The organism is Amycolatopsis acidicola (genome assembly GCF_007713735.2).
Taxonomy (GTDB): Bacteria; Actinomycetota; Actinomycetes; order Mycobacteriales; family Pseudonocardiaceae; genus Amycolatopsis_E; species Amycolatopsis_E acidicola.
In genome coordinates, this window is sequence record NZ_VMNW02000002.1 from 240,934 (window position 1) to 256,724 (window position 15,791).

Below are 15,791 nucleotides of genomic sequence, written 5' to 3' on the forward strand. Positions count from 1 at the left end.
CCGGGGCCGGGATTTTCCGAATGCACGAGCGATTCGCCATCCGGCGACTGTTTCCGTACCAGTACTGGTCCGGTACTGGTTCTGGTACGGGACCGGGGTGCGGGTGGTTCCGCCGGCAGGCCGGGATGGGACGGGCCCGCATCCTCTCCCATCCCGCGCTCCCGGCCGGTTACCCGGCGGAGCCGCCGATCCCGGTCTCCAGGATGTCCAGCGCCCGGCCGACGGTGCCGGTCAGCGCTTCGGCGACCTGCTCGCCCGACTGGCCCGCCGCCATCAGCCTGCCCGCCTCCTCGACCATGGCGGTGACGGTGGTCAGCACGAAGGCCGCGACCGCGCGCGCCCCGACGACGCCGAGGTGCGCCGGGACCCGGTCCGCCAGGATGGCCGCCAGCTCCTCCTGGTAGCGCCCGCCGCGGCGGCGCAACGCGTCCTGCAGGGCAGGACTGTTCATGATGATGGCGCCGACGTTCGCGATCCGCGGATCGGCCTCCGCGCGCGGATCACCGCCGCCCTCGGGCGCCGCGGGCACGCCGGCGAACATGCGCGGCAGCTCCTCCTTGAGGAACGCGGGCAGCGAGGTGCTCAGCGGCAGCTGGTCGATCAGGTCGATCACGTCGGCCTCGACCGGGCGGTGCCAGGCCAGCAGGAGGTCCTCCTTGGCCGGGAAGTGGTTGACCACCGTCTGCTTCGCGACATCCGCCGTCTCGGCGATCTCGGCGATGGTCACGGCTTCGTAGCCGCGCTCGCTGAACAAGGTCAGCGCGGTCTGCGCGATCTTGTCCCTGGTCTGCCTGCGGCGCCGCTCGTGCCGGGTCGCCACGGTTTCTTCCCGCGGCCGGTCGCCGCTGTCCGGGTTGCTGCTCATACAAGTACCGTACTACACTTAGGTCGGTATCACCTCTGGTACTGGTCCACCATTCGACCGGGTCGATCCGGCCTGCATCCCCCGTCGAACCCGGGTTGGTTCGCTCCTGCCACGGACGGCCGCCCGGCCGTGCCGGGGGCTTCTTCGGACCAGCGATGAGGGGAAAATGACCGAGAAGATCGAGATCGGCATGGCGGTGGGCCGGGGCACCGGCGCCGAGCTGGCGGCCACGTTCGAGCGGATCACCGCCAGGCTCGGGGACATTTACGCCAGGAAGCCGGTGATCACGAGATCACCCCGGACCTACGACACCTACCATTCCCTCCTGCCGGAGCTCGACGTCGGCAGGATCAAGGCCGCGACCGCCGAGGACGCCGGACACTACGAGGCGTTCTGCCGCGCGCAGGCGGCCCGCGGCGTCACGGCGATCTTCCGCACCGCGATCAACGCGCAGTCCCTCTACCTCGTGCGGGAACGGCTGCACGCGGTCAAAATGGACGCGCTCGACTCCGGGCCGGTGTCGCTGCTGCTGGTGCGCGACCAGTCCCAGGGTTTCTACACCGGCACCAACACGCACGAGGACGACGCGGTGAGCCGGACTTTCCGGTTCAGCAAGGAAACCACCGAGAAGATCGTGTCCTTCGCCCTCGGCCAGGCGCGCCTGCACTGGGGCGACGAACCGCCCGACCGGGTGCTCATGCCGTACAAGTTCCACCTCTTCGACGGCGCGCTCAGCAACTGGGTGAACGACATTTCGCGGCGGTACGGCGTCGCGATCGAGCTGTGCCAGCCGGACACCGCGAACCGGAATTTCCTCGCGGGCGGCCTGTCCGGGCGGCTGCTCGTGATCGGCGGCAACGAATGGGCCGACATCATGCACGTGGTGCTGCTGGACTGGCTGGGTCTCGGCCGCCAGGAGACCCGGTTCACGCGCAACGTCTACCTGCATCCCGGGTTGTCCCGGCTCGTGGAGTTCCAGACCGTGCACGGCTCCGCGGACGATCTCGAAGGCAAGGACATGGTCAACCCGACCGCGACGGTGCGTGCCGCGGCCGCGATCATGGAGCGCCACGCGGGCTGCGCCGGCGCCGAGGAACGGGTCGAGCAGGCGCTCGGGCGGCTGACCGAACAGGGCCTGATGACCGCGGACATGGGCGGCCGCGGCACCACGACGTCGGTGGTGAACGCACTGTGCGAGCAGCTGGGCTGAGCGGCGCCGCGCTGGTGGTCGTCGATCTGCAGAACGACTTCTGCGAAGGCGTGCCGGGGGTGGCCGAGCAGACCGGGAAAACCGTTGCGGCGGCGAGAAAAGCGGGCGTCGAGGTGATCTTCGTCCGGTTCCTCGGCGACGAGCGGTACCAGGGGCCGAGCTGGCGTGCGCGGAACCGGTTGCTGGGCAAGAGAACCCGCTGCCGCGAGGACACCGCGGGCGCCCGGTTCCATTCGGTGCGCCCGGCACCGGGCGAGCGCGTGTTCACCAAGTACGCGAAGTTCGACGCCTTCCTGGCCGCCGGGTTCGGGGAGTACCTGGCGACGCTCGGCGTGCACACCCTGGTGCTGGCCGGGCTGTTCAGCGACGTCTGCGTCGACACGACCGCGCGGACGGCGTTCCAGCGCGGCTACCACATCACCGTGCCGGCCGACTGCACCACCAGCCTGCATCTCGATCCGGGCGCCGTCCTGCGGTTCATGGCGGTGCTCTACGGCGCGCGGATCACGACGGGCGAGGAGCTCGCCCGCACCGGCGGGTGGGCCCACCGGGAGGAACAGGATCATGACGCTGGCGTATCTCGTTGACGGCGGGCTGCACGACCGGCCCGGGCTCGGCACGGATCTCCACGAGCACTGCCCCGCCGTGCGCGAGGTGTACCGGCAGGCGTCGGCGTGGACGGGCGCGCCGGTGGACAGGCTGCTTTCGTGGGGGCCGGATCCGCTGACGGAGTACCGGGAGGTCGGCGCGATCCGACGGTCGGCGGTGGTCCTCGGGCTCTGCGATGTGCTGGCGGAAAAGGGAATCCGGCCGGACGCGGTGGCGGGCATGAGCGTCGGGGCGCTCACCGCGGCCGCGATCGCCGGTGCCGTGTCCCGCCGGGAGCTGTTCGAACTGCTCGCGCGATTGCGCGAGGCGCCGCTGGTGTCCGGTCCGCCCCAAGGGATGGCGACGCTCTTCGTGCCACCCGGCGTGGACCCGGAGGAGTTCGCGGGCGGGTTCCCGGACGGGGTCTGGGTGGCCGTCGAGATCGGGCCCGTGCACGGCGGGGCGACGCGGCTCGTGCAGCTGTCCGGACGGCAGGACGCCTTGCGGAAGCTCGCCGCGCAGGTGGCGGACGAGGAGAAACTCCAGCTGCCGCCGGAAAGTTTCGTCGCCTTCCACTCCCCCTTGCGGGCGCACGTGCGCGAGCTCCTCGAACCGCGGATCGCGGCGATGGACTTCCACGCCCCGGAAATCCCGCTGTACGGCGGCATGGAGCCCATCCGGTACGAGACCGCGGACCAGGTGCGCGAGATGGTCCTGCGGAACCAGACGGATCCGGTCAGCCTGCCGCGGATGCTCGGCCGCCTCGGCGAGCAGGACGTCGAGCTGTCCTTCCTGCTCGGCCCCGCCGCGGCGGACCTCTACACCGGCGGCGTGGCGCACGAGGTCGTCCAGGTCGAGAACCGGGAGCATCTCGCGGAGGCCTTCGAGGCGCTCCACGAGTTCGGGAGAACCTCGTGGACGCCCTGATCGCCCCGTTGCTGCAACAGGACCTCGACGACTGGACACGCCGGGTGGTGGCACGGCATTTCGACCCCGAGGGCGGGAGCCCGTACTGGCTGGGGCGCGCGGCCGGGCTCCCGTTCGACCCGAGGGACGTGACCCGCTACGCGGAGCTGGCCGAGTTCGGCCCGTTCCCGCTGGAGGACCTCCGCACGATCGATCCCGCGTCCCTCGTGCCGGCGTCCGGATCCGCGCCGCTGCACGGGTGCGTGTTCGATTCGGGCGGCACGACGGGGCCGCCGTGCCGGATCTTCTACACCGGGAAAATGCTGCGGCAGCGGGGAATCTGGCGGCACTGGTCGTTCCGGTCGGAGGGGTTCGAGCGCGGCAGGGTGTGGCTGCAGGCGACCCCGGCCGGGCCGCACATCGTCGGGCACGGCGCCACCGAACTGGTCGGCTACGGCGCCCGCGTGTACGCGATCGACTTCGACCCGAGGTGGGTCAAACGCCTGGTGCGCCAAGGCCGCCTGGCCGAGGCCGACGCCTACACCGCGCATCTCGTCGGCCAGATCGCGGACCTCGTCGGGCACCGGCGGATCGACTACCTGAGCACGACCCCGGCGCTGTTCCGCGCTTTCCTGCGTGCCGAGCCGGATCTGGCCGGTTCGCTGCGGGGCATCCGCGTGGCGGGCACGCAGATCACCCCGGCCATGTACGTATCCTTCCGCGCGGCGCTGCTCGACGGGATCGTCGGGCGCACCTACGGGAACACGCTCGGCGTCGCCGCGGGCCTGCCCGCGCCGCCGGACGGCTCGGTGCTGCCCTACATCCCGAACTATCCGCAGATCACGATGACCGTCACCAGCAAGGCCGACTGGCGGCGGACGGTCGGCTACGGCGCGGTCGGCCGGGTGCTGCTGACCGTGCTGCACGAGGACCTCTTCCTGCCCAACGTGCTCGAGCGCGATCAGGCGAGCAGGTACGACACCGGCCCGGACTGGCCGTGCGACGGGGTCGCCGACGTCCGCCCGCTCCAGGACACCAGCGGGGCGCCCGAAACCCTGTACTGAAAGTACCGTACCAGTAGTAGACGGATACTGTTTCTGGTACCGTCCTATTACTGTTATCGGCTCAACGAGAGGAGCGGACGGATGCCCGAGCCCGCGATCCGAGCCAGGGGCCTGTCCAAGAAGTTCGGTGCCACCGACGCAGTGCGCGACGTCGATCTCGAGGTCGAGCAGGGGGAGATCTTCGGTTTCCTCGGCCCGAACGGCGCCGGCAAGACCACCACGATCAACATGCTGTGCACGCTCGCCGAGCCGACGTCGGGCTCCGCCACCGTCGCGGGGAACGACGTGGTCACCGACCCGGACCGGGTCCGGCTCGCGATCGGGCTCGTGTTCCAGGACTCCGCGCTCGACGGCTACCTCTCCGCCGCGCGCAACCTCCGCCTGCACGCCGAGCTGTACGCCGTCCCCCGCGCGCAGCGAGCCGAACGGATCGAAGCGGCGCTGCGGATGGCCGGGCTGTGGGAGCGCCGCCGCGACATCGTCGGCCGGTTCTCCGGCGGCATGAAGCGCCGGCTCGAAGTGGCCAGGGCGCTGCTGCACTCCCCCAAGGTGCTCTTCCTCGACGAGCCGACCGCCGGGCTCGACCCGCAGTCGCGGGCCGCGGTCTGGGAGCACGTCGACCGGCTCCGCCGCGAGCAGGGCGTGACCGTCTTCCTCACCACGCACTATCTGGAGGAGGCGCACATCTGCGACCGGATCGCGATCATCGACCACGGCGAGATCGTCATCGTGGACACCCCGGACAAGCTGCGCGCGAGCGTCGCGGAGGACCGGATGCAGATCACCACGGACGACGACGAACTGGCCCGCGCGCAGCTGCGGGAGCGGTTCGGCATCGAGGCCGGGATGCACGACGGGGCGCTCACCTTCGCGGTGGCGGACGGGGAGCAGTTCGTGCCGCGGCTGTTCGAGGGGCTCGGCGTCGGGATCCATTCGGTGCGGGTCACCCGCCCGACCTTGGACGACGTGTTCCTGAGCTACACCGGCCGCACCATCCGGGACGCCGACGCGCCCGACGCCCGAGGCGCCGCGCTGCGCATGATGATGGGAGGACCCCGATGACCACCGCCACCCAGACCTGGCCGCCCGCCGCCGGGTTGCCGGTCCGCAGGCTGCGGCACGAGGTGGCCGCCGTCAAGATCGTGTGGGAGCGCGACATCGCGCGCTACCTCATCGACCGCACCCGGATCGCCTCGCTGTTCCTGCAGCCCGCGCTGTACCTGCTGATCCTCGGCACCGGGCTGGCCACCGTCACGTCCGGCCTCGGCGTGGACTACCGCACGTTCATCTACCCCGGCGTGCTCGCGATGACGGTGGTGACCAGCGCGGTGATCACCGCGGGCTCGCTGGTGTTCGACCGGGAGATCGGCTTCCTGCGCGAGGTGCTGGTCGCGCCGGTGCGCCGCGGCACCATCATCGCGGGCAAGATCCTCGGCGGGATGTCGATCGCGGTCGCGCAGGGCATCATCATGATGCTGCTGGCCGGGCTGTGCGGGGTGCCGTACTCGGCCACGCTGATGCTGACGCTGCTGGGCGAGATGATCCTGCTTTCCTTCGCGGTCACCGCGTTCGCCGTCATGCTGGCCGCCAGGATGACCAGGGCGCAGTCGTTCGTGACGCTGGTGCAGATGCTGATCCAGCCGCTGCTGTTCGTCTCCGGCGCCTTCTTTCCCTTGCACGGCCTGCCTTCCTGGCTCGCCGTGGTGACGGCGGTCAACCCGGTCACCTACGCCGTGGACCCGATGCGCCAGGCCGTGCTGGGCGCGCTCGACCCGGCCGAGGCGGGGCCGCTGCGCGCGCTGGACCCCGGGATCTCCTGGGGCAGCTGGCCGGTTCCCATCGGGCTCCAGCTGACCATCGTCGCCGTGCTGGGGCTCGTGTTCACCGCGATCGGCATCCGGTTCATCCACAAGCCGCGGCCCTCCGGGATGTGAGCCCGCCGTCTGTCGCGGCTAGATCGGCCTTCGATCCGCCTGGCGTGTACTGACTCCCGAGTTCCCGGCGCCGCCTCCACAGTGGACGGACGGCGCCGGCGTCGGGCGAAGGAGCAGCCGCTGTGGAGTTGGCAGGCCGGACGGCCCTGGTCACCGGGGCGTCACAGGGCATCGGCGAAAGCATCGCGCTGGCACTGGCCCGGCGCGGGATGCGGGTGTACGCCGGGGTGCGGTCGGAACCGGACCGGCTCCGGCTCAACGGCGCGGGCGGCACGATCACGCCGGTCCGGCTGGACATCTGCGAACAGGACGACATCGACGCGGTCCGCAAACGGCTCGAAGCGGAGACCGGCGACGCGGGCCTGGACGTGCTCGTGAACAACGCGGGCGTGTTCGGGCTCGCGCCCGTCGAACACGTCTGCCTGGACGATCTGCGGTACCTGTTCGAGGTCAACGTGCTCGGCCAGATCGCGGTCATCCAGGCCACGCTTCCCTTGCTGCGCAAGGCAGGCGGCCGGATCGTGAACATCGGCTCCGACGCGGCGAAGTTCACGCTCCCGATCGTCGGGCCGTACGCGGCGTCGAAGGCGGCATTCGAGGCGATCGGCGTGGCGCTGCGCCGGGAGGTCGGCGCGCAGGGAGTCACCGTGGTGGCGGTGCAGCCCGGCACCGTGAAGACCCGGCTGTGGGACCGGATCACCGAAAACCCCGGTGAGCGCGCCTGGCCGAGTCATCCGTCCTATCAGGACTTCCTGGCCGGGGTCGCGGCGGTCGCCGACCGCGGGCGGAGCGCGGGCCGGTCTCCGGAGTCAGTGGCCGAGGCCATCGTCCGGCTGCTGACGCTGCGCCGCCCACCGGCCCGTCATCGGGTCGGCTGGGACGCGCGGCTGCGCGGGCTCACCATCGCGCTGCTGCCCACCCGCGTCATCGACGGCTTCCTCGCGCGGCGCCTGGCCCCGGCAGGCAGCCGTGGCTGAGCTGATCGAGCGGCTGATCGCCGCCGGACCCGCGCCGGATGACGCCGTCGCCGCGCTCGTGGCCGAGCTCGGGCTCGACAAGGTCGCCGAGACACTCGTCGGCGAGATTCTCTTTCGCTGTCCGCCATCGGAAAACACCGTCCCGGTCGCGATCGCGCTGGACGTCACGCACGGGGCACAGCGCTGCCGGACCGTGCTCCGGCTGGCGCGCGACGAACCGATCCGCGAGACCGGCAGCCCGGATGTCCAGATGGTGCTGGAGTTCACGGCGGCCGACCTCGTCCGGCGGCTGTTCGGCCCCACCGGGCACCGGCGCGCCGGTGACTTCCGCAACGCGTTCCTGCCGTCCGGGGTCTCGCAGCTGGACCTCATGCGGCCCACTTCCTTGGCCACCAACACTTTGCTGGCCGGCTGCGGCAGTCACGCCGTGGATCTGGGCAGCCTCGCCGCGCGGTACGGCTCGGACAAGTGGGCCAGCCTCCACTGGTACGTCCCGCACTACGAACGCCATTTCGCCCGGTTCCGGGACCAGGCCGTGCGGGTGCTGGAGATCGGGATCGGCGGCGAGGACCACGAACCGGGCGGGGCGTCGCTGAAGATGTGGAAGCGCTATTTTCACCGTGGTCTCGTGTTCGGCGTCGACCTGTTCGACAAATCCGTCCTGGACCAGCCGCGGCTGACCACGCTGGTGGCCGATCAGCGGGTGGCGGGCGAGCTGACCGCGATCGGCGAACGGTACGGGCCGTTCGACGTCATCATCGACGACGGCAGCCACGTCGCCGAGGACATCCGGACCAGTTTCCACGCGCTGCTCCCGTTTCTGCGCGACGACGGGATCTACGTGATCGAGGACCTGCAGACCTCGTACCTGCCCGAGTTCGGCGGCGCCACCGGCGAGCCGCACACCGCGGTGGGCCTGGTCCAGCAGCTCGTGGACGGCCTGCATTTCCGCGAGCACGGGGAAACCGTTGCCCCGCAACCAGTTCAGGAGTCCATCACCGGGCTGCACGTGTACCACAACCTCGTCTTCCTGGAGAAGGGCACGAACGGCGAAGAGGGCTTCCCGGCCTGGCTGCGCGAGCTGCTCGGCGACCGGTGAGCCCCGCGTCTACCGGATCTCCACCATTGGTCTAGGCGCGCCGCCGAGTATTCCCCTCAGCCCTCGCTTCCCGGCGTGGGGAAAGGAAAACCGACGATGCTGACCATCGGTCTCGTACAGCAAGGCGCCTGGGACATGCCGCTGGAGTCGATGCCGCTCGCGGCCGGCTACCTCAAGGCCGTGCTGGACTCGGATCCCGGCCTCGCGGGCGCGGTGACGGCCACGATCCACAACTTCCGCGGCGGCGTGCCGCTCACCGAAATGGCGCGCGGCCTGTTCGCCGGCGGGCGGCCCGACGTGCTCGCCTTTTCCGTGCTGGGCTGGAACTACCGCAACTTCGGCGCGCTGGCCGAGACGTTCAAGCAGCTGAACCCGGGCGGGGTCGTGGTGTTCGGCGGGAACCACGTGGCGAACCAGGGCGCGCGGGTGCTCCGGGAGATGCCGCACGTGGACTTCGTGGTCAACGGCGAGGGCGAGAACACCTTCCGCGACCTCGTCCGGTATCTGCTGGAGCACCCCGGCGAGGGTGATCCGGCGGCGGTCCCGGGCCTGTCCTACCGCAGGGACCACGAAGTGCACACCACCGAGGACGCCGCGCGGATCGAAGACCTGGACCTCATCCCGTCCCCGTTCCTCACCGGTGCCATCGCCATGACCGGCCCCGACGGCAGGTTCCGCTACGACGTCGCGCTGATGGAGACCAACCGCGGCTGCCCGTACAAGTGTTCCTTCTGTTACTGGGGTGGCGCGGTCGGCCAGCGGGTGCGCTCGTTCTCGCGGGAGCGGCTCGCCGAGGAGCTGGACTTCTTCGCCTTCCACGAGGTACCGGCCCTGGTGCTCTGCGACGCCAACTTCGGCCTGCTGGAAGCCGACGAGGAGTTCGTCGAGGACCTCATCAAGACGCGGGAACGCCGCGGATTCCCGCGCGCGCTGGAAACCAGCTGGGCGAAGAACAAGTCCGCGCGGTTCCACCGGATCGTCACCCAACTGCAGCGGCACGGCTTCAAAAGCTCGTTCACCCTGGCGCTGCAGACACTTTCCGACGAGGCGCTCACCGGGATGAAGCGCCGCAACATGAAGGTCAACCAGTGGGAGGACCTGGTGACCTGGCTGTCCGACGAAGGGCTCGACTGTTACGCGGAGCTGATCTGGGGCGCGCCGGGCGAGACACGGGAGTCCTTTTTGGAGGGTTACGACCGGCTCGCGGGCAAGGTGTCCCGGATCGCGGTCTACCCGCTCCTGCTGCTGCCGAACACGTCCTACACCGAGCACCGGGAGGTGCACGGGTTCGTCACGCTGCGCGGCGAGCACGACGATTTCGAGTACGTGCTGGCGAACCGCAGCGCGGACCTGAACGAGCACATCGAGATGCAACGGTTCGTGCTGTGGGCGCGGGTACTCGGCGAGAACCAGTTCCTCCGGCATTGCTGGCGCCCGGCCGTCGCGCTCGCCGGGTTCACCCAGTCCGGGCTGATCACGAGCCTGATGCGCTGGTTCGAGTCCTCTTCGGAGCCGCTGGCCCAGGAGTTCTGCGCCGCGATCCCGGTGATCGCCGAGTCGCCCGCGGTGGCGGGCTCGCTGCGGGCGCTCTACAGCAGGCCCCGGCTGGAGCAGGAGGTCGAAGCGTGGTGGCGGGCCGAGGTGGTCCCCCGCTTCCCTGTCCAGTGGCGTCCCTTCGCCGAAGAGCTGTACACCTACGAGCACTGGACGCGCCCGGTCTACGCCGACCCGCGCGGCGGGCTCCCGCCCGGCTGGCGGGCCGACGGCGCGTCGGCCGAGCTGCCCTACCGGACCGGGCCGGTGCGCTTCACCCACGACATGGGCCAGCTGCTCAAGCGCGGCGAATGGAACCGCGACGAGCCCCCGGCGCGCGAGGAGGTCTGGTACGAGTTCCGCGCGAAGGCGGGGTTCTACGAGCACATGGACAACCACGAGACCGCCGCGCACTACACCGCGGAGCCACTCCGCGTCGACCCGGTGGCCGGCCCGTGCTGACGGTTTTCCGTTCGGACAGGAGCGAGATGAGATGATTCTGGACAAAGTGGACGACGCGCCTTCGATCCTCCGCCTCGGCACGGCCTACGCCGCCGCCCGGATCCTGCACAGCGCCGTGGAGATCGGGCTGTTCGAGGCGGTGCAGGACGAGCCGGCCGGGCCGGCGGAGATCTGCTCGGCGCTCGGGCTCAATCCGCGGCTGGTCCGCGACTTCCTCGACGCGCTCGTCGTGTTCGGGTTGCTGGACAAGGACAACGGCCGGTACGCCAGCAGCGAGGTGGCGAAGAAGTTCCTCGTGCCCGGCGGTTCCGGTTACGTGGGCGGGCGGATCCGGATCGGGGGCGAGCTGCACTACCGGACCTGGCTGTCGCTCACCGACGCGCTGCGCGACGGGCAGCCGAAGGCCGACATCGAGGCGGACGCGAAAGCCTACGAGCGCCTCTACGCCGACCCGGAGCGCACCCGCGTTTTCCTCGCGCACATGGAAGCCAGCAACGCCATCGTGGCGCCACAGCTGGACGAATGCCTCGACTGGGCGAAGTACGAATCCTTTGTGGACGTCGGCGGCTCACGCGGGCAGGTGGCCGGGATCCTGGCGCAGACGCACTCGCACCTGCACGGCGCGGTGTTCGACTTTCCCCTGGTACGACCATACTTCGACGAGCTGATGGACCGGTTCGGCACCACCGGGCGCGTCACGTTCCACCCCGGCGACTTCTTCACCGACCCGATCCCCGCGGCCGACGTCTACATCATCGGGCACGTGCTGCACGACTGGCCGGTGCCGCGGCGACGCGAAATCATCAAGCGGGTGTTCGAGGCGGCGCGGCCGGGCAGCCTGCTCGTCGTCTACGACCAGATGCTCGACGAGCACGACCCCGATCTGCAGAGCCTGCTCGGCAGCCTGAACGTCGGGCTGATCACGCCCGGCGGCTCCGAATACACCGTGCCGGAATGCCGGGACTGGGCCGAAAGCGCCGGGTTCCGGTTCCGCGAAGCCCGGCGGCTCCCGGTGGGCAACGACAGCGTGCTGATCGCGGAGAAGACCGCGTGAACGAGATCGCCTCGCCCCGCGACGTGCTGACCGTACTGGCGAACGCGGACCGGATCGCGAGGGCGATCCACGTGCTGGCCGGGCTGAACATCGCCGACCTGCTCACCGGCGGCCCGAAAACGGTGGCAGAGCTGGCTTCCGCGGCCGGGGCCGACGCGCCCTCGCTGTATCGCGTGCTGCGGTGCGCCGCCTGCGTCGGCGTGTTCACCGAGGTGCGCACGGAGACGTTCGCCTTGTCCCCCTTGGCGGAAGGGCTCCGCACCGATGTCACGGACAGCGCGCGAGACGCCGTGGTCATGGACGGTTCAGAGTTCTTCTACCGTGCATTGGGCGCGCTCGACCACACGGTGCGCACCGGGAAAACGGCGTTCGACCACGTTTTCGGGATGCCGATCTGGCCTTATCTGGAAAGCAACGCGGACTCCACCGGGATTCTCGACGACGCGATGGAGGCGATCAACCGGCGGCTCGGAAAGCGCTATCTCGACCGGATCGACTTCGGCCGGTTCTCGCGGGTCGCGGATATCGGCGGCGGCAAGGGGATCTTCCTGTCCCTGCTGCTCGAGCGGTATCCGTCCTGCGCGGGCGTGCTGTTCGAGCGGCAGGCCATGGTGGACCCGGCCACTTCGACGATCGCCGCGAACGGCCTGGCGGACCGGGTGACCGTGGTGGGCGGCGACTTCCTGACCGGCCCGCTGCCGCCCGGCTGCGACGCGTACGTGCTGAACATGGTGCTGCACGACTGGTACGACGAGGACGCGGCCAGGATCCTCCGCCAGGTACGGGCGGCGATGGGCGACACCGGCGGCGTGCTGTTCCTGCTCGAACAGGTGGTGGCCGGACTCGACACGTGGGACCGCGCGAAGCTGCTGGACATCGACATGCTCACCGTCTGGGGCGGCCGGGAACGGGCCCGCCACGAATGGGACCGGCTGCTGTCCTCGGCCGGGTTCGCCCTCGCCAACGAGCCGGTCGCGGGCGAATGGACGGTGCTCGAATGCGTGCCCCGCTGATGCTCGCCGCCGACTCGCTCGCCGTTCTATGTGCCGCTGGCATGCTCCGGTCATGACGGAATCCCCTTTCACCCCAGTACCTTTCGCGAAAAAGCACGTCGTGGTCACCGGGGGCAGCTCCGGGATCGGCCGGGCCGCCGCGCTCCTGTTCGCCGACCAGGGCGCCGAGACGGTGTTCATCACCGGGCGGGACGAGGCGCGGCTGAAGGAGACCGCCACCCTGCATCCCCGGCTGGTCCCGGTGATCGCCGACGTGTCCACTTCGGACGGTGCGGACGCCGTGGCGGCGGCCGTGGACGCCGGTCCCGGCGTGCTCGACGTCCTGGTGCACAACGCGGGCATCACCAAGAAGACCCACCTCGGGCGGGTCGACATGGGAGACGTGATGACCGTGCTGGGCACCAACCTGCTCGGCCCGCTGATGCTGACCGACAAGCTGCTCCCCCGGTTCCGCACCCCCGGCGCCGCGATCGTGTTCGTCACCAGCGTCGAGGGCCACCGGCCGCCGCCGCTGGGCTCCTCGGTCTACGCGGCGTCGAAGGCGGGCGGCGAGGCGTTCACCCGCGCCTGGGCGGTGGAGCTGGGTGCCAAGGGCATCCGGGTCAACGCGGTGGCGCCCGGGGTGACCCGGACCGATGCCGCGGTGCGGGCCGGGTTCAGCGTGGCGGACGCGCGGATGTCGCAGGAGATCTTCGCGCAGGCGACGGTCGCGGGCAGGCCCGGCGAGCCCGAGGAGGTGGCCGCGTGGATCACCCGGCTGGCCGAGCCCGGCAGCGCGTACGTCACCGGGCAGGTGCTGTCGGTGGACGGCGGGATCGAGCTGGCCGGCCTGCCGCAGAAGCGACCCGTGCGGCCGCCGCAGGGAAAACCGGATGCGGTTTGAGGACGTCTTCGTCGCGGCCACCGGCCGGTGGCTGCCGCCCGCCGAACCGTCGGCAGGTGGCATCACGTCGGTGACGGTCTCCCAGGGTGAGTCGGCGCCGGAGATGGCGGCGCTCGCGGCGGGCCAGGCACTGTCCAGAATGGACGCCGCCGTCGGCGTGGATCTGCTGCTGCACGCGGATGTCTACTACCAGGGGCACGATCTGTGGGCGCCGGCGTCGTTCATCCTGCGGCGCACCGGGCTGCCCGACTGCCCGGCCGTCGAGGTCCGGCAGCTGTCCAACGGCGGGATGGCGGCGCTCGGGCTCGCCGCCACCCATCTCCTCGGCGAGGGCACGGCGGTGCTGGTGACCGCGGCCGACCGGTTCTGCCCGCCGGGTTTCGACCGGTGGCGCAGCGATCCCGGCACCGTGTACGCGGACGGCGGCGCCGCGCTGGTGCTGGCCCGGGGCGGCGGGTTCGCCCGGTTGCGGTGTCTGGTGACCGAATCGGACCCGGGTCTCGAGGCGATGCACCGGGGGGACGACCCGTTCGGCGTCGCCCCGTTCTCGGTGCGCGGGCGGGTCGACCTCGATGCCTGCAAACGCGCTTTCCTTGCCGGGTCCGACATCTCCGGCACGGTCGCGCGCGTGGCCGGTCGCCAGCACGCGGCCGTGAAGCGCGCGCTGGCCGAGGCCGAGGTCACCCTCGCGGAGATCGACTGGTTCGTGCTCCCGCATTTCGGCCGGCGCCGCCTGGTGCAGACCTTCCTGCGGCCGTTCGCGATCGACGTCGAGCGGACGACCTGGCCCTGGGGGCGGGGCGTCGGGCATCTCGGTGCCGGGGACCAGCTCGCGGGGCTCGACCACCTCGCGAGCGCCGGCCTGCTGCGGCCGGGGCAGCGTTGTCTGCTCGCGGGCGTCGGGGCCGGGTTCACCTGGTCCTGCGCCGTCGTCGAGGTTGTGAGCACGCCGGAGTACGCGGAGGTGGCTGGTGCGTGAGCCGAGATTGCTGACCTGGTCCGGAATGGACGAACGAGACTGGCTACACAGCAAGGAATCCCTACGTGAATGGCTGACCCACGAGGGCCCACCCGAGTTCGGTGACGCCGTGGACAAATGGCGCAGCCCCGGCCGCCCCGGTCCGGTCCGAGGCGCGCTGCTGGCGAGTGACCGCGAGGACGCCTTGGCCCGGCTCGACGTGGCGAAGCCGGTGCGTGGGCGGGAGCGGCCGGTCGCGCTCCTGTTCCCCGGGCAAGGCGCCCAGCACGCTCTGATGGGCACACGCCTGTACCAGCGAGATCCCGTGTTCACCGCCGCCATGGACGAGGTCTTCGAGCTGTTCGGCGCGGAGGGAACCGCGATCCGGGACGACTGGCTCTCCTCGCGGCCGCGGATCGACCCGGACGACCTTCGGCGGGCGCAGCCGTTGCTGTTCGCGGTCGACCGGGCGCTGGGCCGCATGGTGTGCGGCTGGGGCGTGCGTCCAGCGGCGCTGCTCGGCCACAGCGTCGGCGAGGTCGCCGCGGCGACCATGGCCGGGGTGTTCGGTGTCGCCGACGCGGTCACGATGATGCGCGACCGGATCGGCCGGCTGACGGGACAGCCCGCCGGCGGGATGCTCGCCGTCGCGGCCGATCCCGACGAAGTCCGCCCGTTCCTGCGGGACGTCGTGGTCGGCGCGGTCAACGCCCGGCGGCAACTGATGCTGGCCGGGCTCGACGGCCCGCTGCGTGAGGCCGAAGCAGCCCTGCGCGCGGCCGGTTACGGATGCCGCCGGGCCAAGGCCACGACCGCTTTCCACAGCCCCGTGATCGCCCCCGCGCTGACCGGTTCGAAGGACGCACTGGCCAGCCTTTCCTTGCGGGCGCCCGGGATTCCGCTCTACTCGGGCTACACCGGCGGGCGGCTCTCCCCCGGTACGGCGACCGATCCGGCGTTCTGGGCGGACCAGCCCGCGCAGCCGGTGCTGTTCGGCCCCGCCCTCGACGCCCTGCTGGCCGACCAGGACCACCTGCTGGTGGATGCGGGTCCGTCGGAAAGCCTGGCCGCCCTCGCGCGGCGGCATCCGAAGGTCCGCTCCGGGGCCAGTGCGGTCACGGCGCTGCTGCCCGCGGCGCCCGGCGACGACCGGGGCGCCGTGCTGCGCGCGGCGGCCGCGCTCTGGCTGGAGGGCCACGAACTCGACCTGACGGCGATCGACCGATGACGGCTGCCCGGGCACGG

15 protein-coding genes are annotated in these 15,791 nt (G+C 71.0%); 14 read left to right on the forward strand and 1 reads right to left on the reverse strand.

Annotated elements, in window-relative coordinates:
* Positions 1 to 169: 169 nt before the first annotated feature.
* A complete protein-coding gene (locus tag FPZ12_RS02750) occupies positions 170 to 865 on the reverse strand; it encodes a TetR/AcrR family transcriptional regulator (RefSeq protein WP_144748121.1) in 696 nt (231 codons plus the stop codon).
* A gap of 166 nt (positions 866 to 1,031) precedes the next feature.
* Between FPZ12_RS02750 and FPZ12_RS02755 the strand changes: the two genes are divergently transcribed.
* The 14 genes from FPZ12_RS02755 (at position 1,032) to FPZ12_RS02820 (ending at position 15,774) form a co-directional block, all read left to right on the forward strand.
* Entirely contained in the window at positions 1,032 to 2,075 is a 1,044-nt protein-coding gene (locus FPZ12_RS02755) for an isocitrate/isopropylmalate family dehydrogenase (protein ID WP_144748122.1), read from the forward strand.
* The gene (locus FPZ12_RS02760; RefSeq protein WP_208025709.1) at positions 2,057 to 2,662 is read left to right on the forward strand and encodes a cysteine hydrolase family protein; all 606 of its coding nucleotides are present in this window, start codon (positions 2,057 to 2,059) and stop codon (positions 2,660 to 2,662) included. The genes FPZ12_RS02755 and FPZ12_RS02760 overlap by 19 nt, the downstream gene beginning before the upstream one ends.
* On the forward strand, positions 2,640 to 3,590 hold the full coding sequence (locus FPZ12_RS02765) for an acyltransferase domain-containing protein (protein WP_144748123.1): 951 nt from the start codon (positions 2,640 to 2,642) through the stop codon (positions 3,588 to 3,590). Before FPZ12_RS02760 ends, FPZ12_RS02765 begins: the two co-directional genes overlap by 23 nt.
* Entirely contained in the window at positions 3,578 to 4,633 is a 1,056-nt protein-coding gene (locus FPZ12_RS02770) for a long-chain fatty acid--CoA ligase (RefSeq protein WP_144748124.1), read from the forward strand. The genes FPZ12_RS02765 and FPZ12_RS02770 overlap by 13 nt, the downstream gene beginning before the upstream one ends.
* An 81-nt stretch (positions 4,634 to 4,714) precedes the next feature.
* Entirely contained in the window at positions 4,715 to 5,695 is a 981-nt protein-coding gene (locus tag FPZ12_RS02775; protein WP_144748125.1) for an ABC transporter ATP-binding protein, read from the forward strand.
* The gene (locus tag FPZ12_RS02780; RefSeq protein WP_144748126.1) at positions 5,692 to 6,567 is read left to right on the forward strand and encodes an ABC transporter permease; all 876 of its coding nucleotides are present in this window, start codon (positions 5,692 to 5,694) and stop codon (positions 6,565 to 6,567) included. The genes FPZ12_RS02775 and FPZ12_RS02780 overlap by 4 nt, the downstream gene beginning before the upstream one ends.
* Before the next feature lie 122 nt (positions 6,568 to 6,689).
* Positions 6,690 to 7,544 (forward strand): SDR family oxidoreductase, encoded by an 855-nt coding sequence (locus tag FPZ12_RS02785; protein ID WP_144748127.1) that lies wholly within the window; start codon positions 6,690 to 6,692, stop codon positions 7,542 to 7,544.
* On the forward strand, positions 7,537 to 8,643 hold the full coding sequence (locus FPZ12_RS02790; RefSeq protein WP_144748128.1) for a class I SAM-dependent methyltransferase: 1,107 nt from the start codon (positions 7,537 to 7,539) through the stop codon (positions 8,641 to 8,643). The genes FPZ12_RS02785 and FPZ12_RS02790 overlap by 8 nt, the downstream gene beginning before the upstream one ends.
* A gap of 96 nt (positions 8,644 to 8,739) precedes the next feature.
* On the forward strand, positions 8,740 to 10,638 hold the full coding sequence (locus tag FPZ12_RS02795) for a KedN5 family methylcobalamin-dependent radical SAM C-methyltransferase (protein ID WP_144748129.1): 1,899 nt from the start codon (positions 8,740 to 8,742) through the stop codon (positions 10,636 to 10,638).
* 31 nt (positions 10,639 to 10,669) lie between these two features.
* Positions 10,670 to 11,692 (forward strand): methyltransferase, encoded by a 1,023-nt coding sequence (locus tag FPZ12_RS02800; protein ID WP_144748130.1) that lies wholly within the window; start codon positions 10,670 to 10,672, stop codon positions 11,690 to 11,692.
* Complete coding sequence (locus tag FPZ12_RS02805) at positions 11,689 to 12,705, forward strand: methyltransferase (RefSeq protein ID WP_166462541.1); 1,017 nt, start codon at positions 11,689 to 11,691, stop codon at positions 12,703 to 12,705. Before FPZ12_RS02800 ends, FPZ12_RS02805 begins: the two co-directional genes overlap by 4 nt.
* A gap of 52 nt (positions 12,706 to 12,757) precedes the next feature.
* On the forward strand, positions 12,758 to 13,588 hold the full coding sequence (locus FPZ12_RS02810) for an SDR family NAD(P)-dependent oxidoreductase (RefSeq protein ID WP_166462542.1): 831 nt from the start codon (positions 12,758 to 12,760) through the stop codon (positions 13,586 to 13,588).
* Positions 13,578 to 14,567: a ketoacyl-ACP synthase III family protein gene (locus FPZ12_RS02815; protein ID WP_144748133.1), complete on the forward strand. Its 990-nt coding sequence runs from the start codon at positions 13,578 to 13,580 to the stop codon at positions 14,565 to 14,567. Before FPZ12_RS02810 ends, FPZ12_RS02815 begins: the two co-directional genes overlap by 11 nt.
* The gene (locus tag FPZ12_RS02820; RefSeq protein WP_243769643.1) at positions 14,560 to 15,774 is read left to right on the forward strand and encodes an acyltransferase domain-containing protein; all 1,215 of its coding nucleotides are present in this window, start codon (positions 14,560 to 14,562) and stop codon (positions 15,772 to 15,774) included. Before FPZ12_RS02815 ends, FPZ12_RS02820 begins: the two co-directional genes overlap by 8 nt.
* Positions 15,775 to 15,791: the final 17 nt, after the last annotated feature.

Excerpts from the sequence above, each read along its gene's own strand:
- FPZ12_RS02750 (WP_144748121.1), bottom strand. The coding sequence starts at position 865 with ATGAGCAGCAACCCGGACAGCGGCGACCGGCCGCGGGAAGAAACCGTG.
- FPZ12_RS02755 (WP_144748122.1), top strand. The coding sequence starts at position 1,032 with ATGACCGAGAAGATCGAGATCGGCATGGCGGTGGGCCGGGGCACCGGC.
- FPZ12_RS02765 (WP_144748123.1), top strand. The coding sequence starts at position 2,640 with ATGACGCTGGCGTATCTCGTTGACGGCGGGCTGCACGACCGGCCCGGG.
- FPZ12_RS02775 (WP_144748125.1), top strand. The coding sequence starts at position 4,715 with ATGCCCGAGCCCGCGATCCGAGCCAGGGGCCTGTCCAAGAAGTTCGGT.
- FPZ12_RS02780 (WP_144748126.1), top strand. The coding sequence starts at position 5,692 with ATGACCACCGCCACCCAGACCTGGCCGCCCGCCGCCGGGTTGCCGGTC.
- FPZ12_RS02795 (WP_144748129.1), top strand. The coding sequence starts at position 8,740 with ATGCTGACCATCGGTCTCGTACAGCAAGGCGCCTGGGACATGCCGCTG.
- FPZ12_RS02800 (WP_144748130.1), top strand. The coding sequence starts at position 10,670 with ATGATTCTGGACAAAGTGGACGACGCGCCTTCGATCCTCCGCCTCGGC.
- FPZ12_RS02810 (WP_166462542.1), top strand. The coding sequence starts at position 12,758 with ATGACGGAATCCCCTTTCACCCCAGTACCTTTCGCGAAAAAGCACGTC.
- FPZ12_RS02815 (WP_144748133.1), top strand. The coding sequence starts at position 13,578 with ATGCGGTTTGAGGACGTCTTCGTCGCGGCCACCGGCCGGTGGCTGCCG.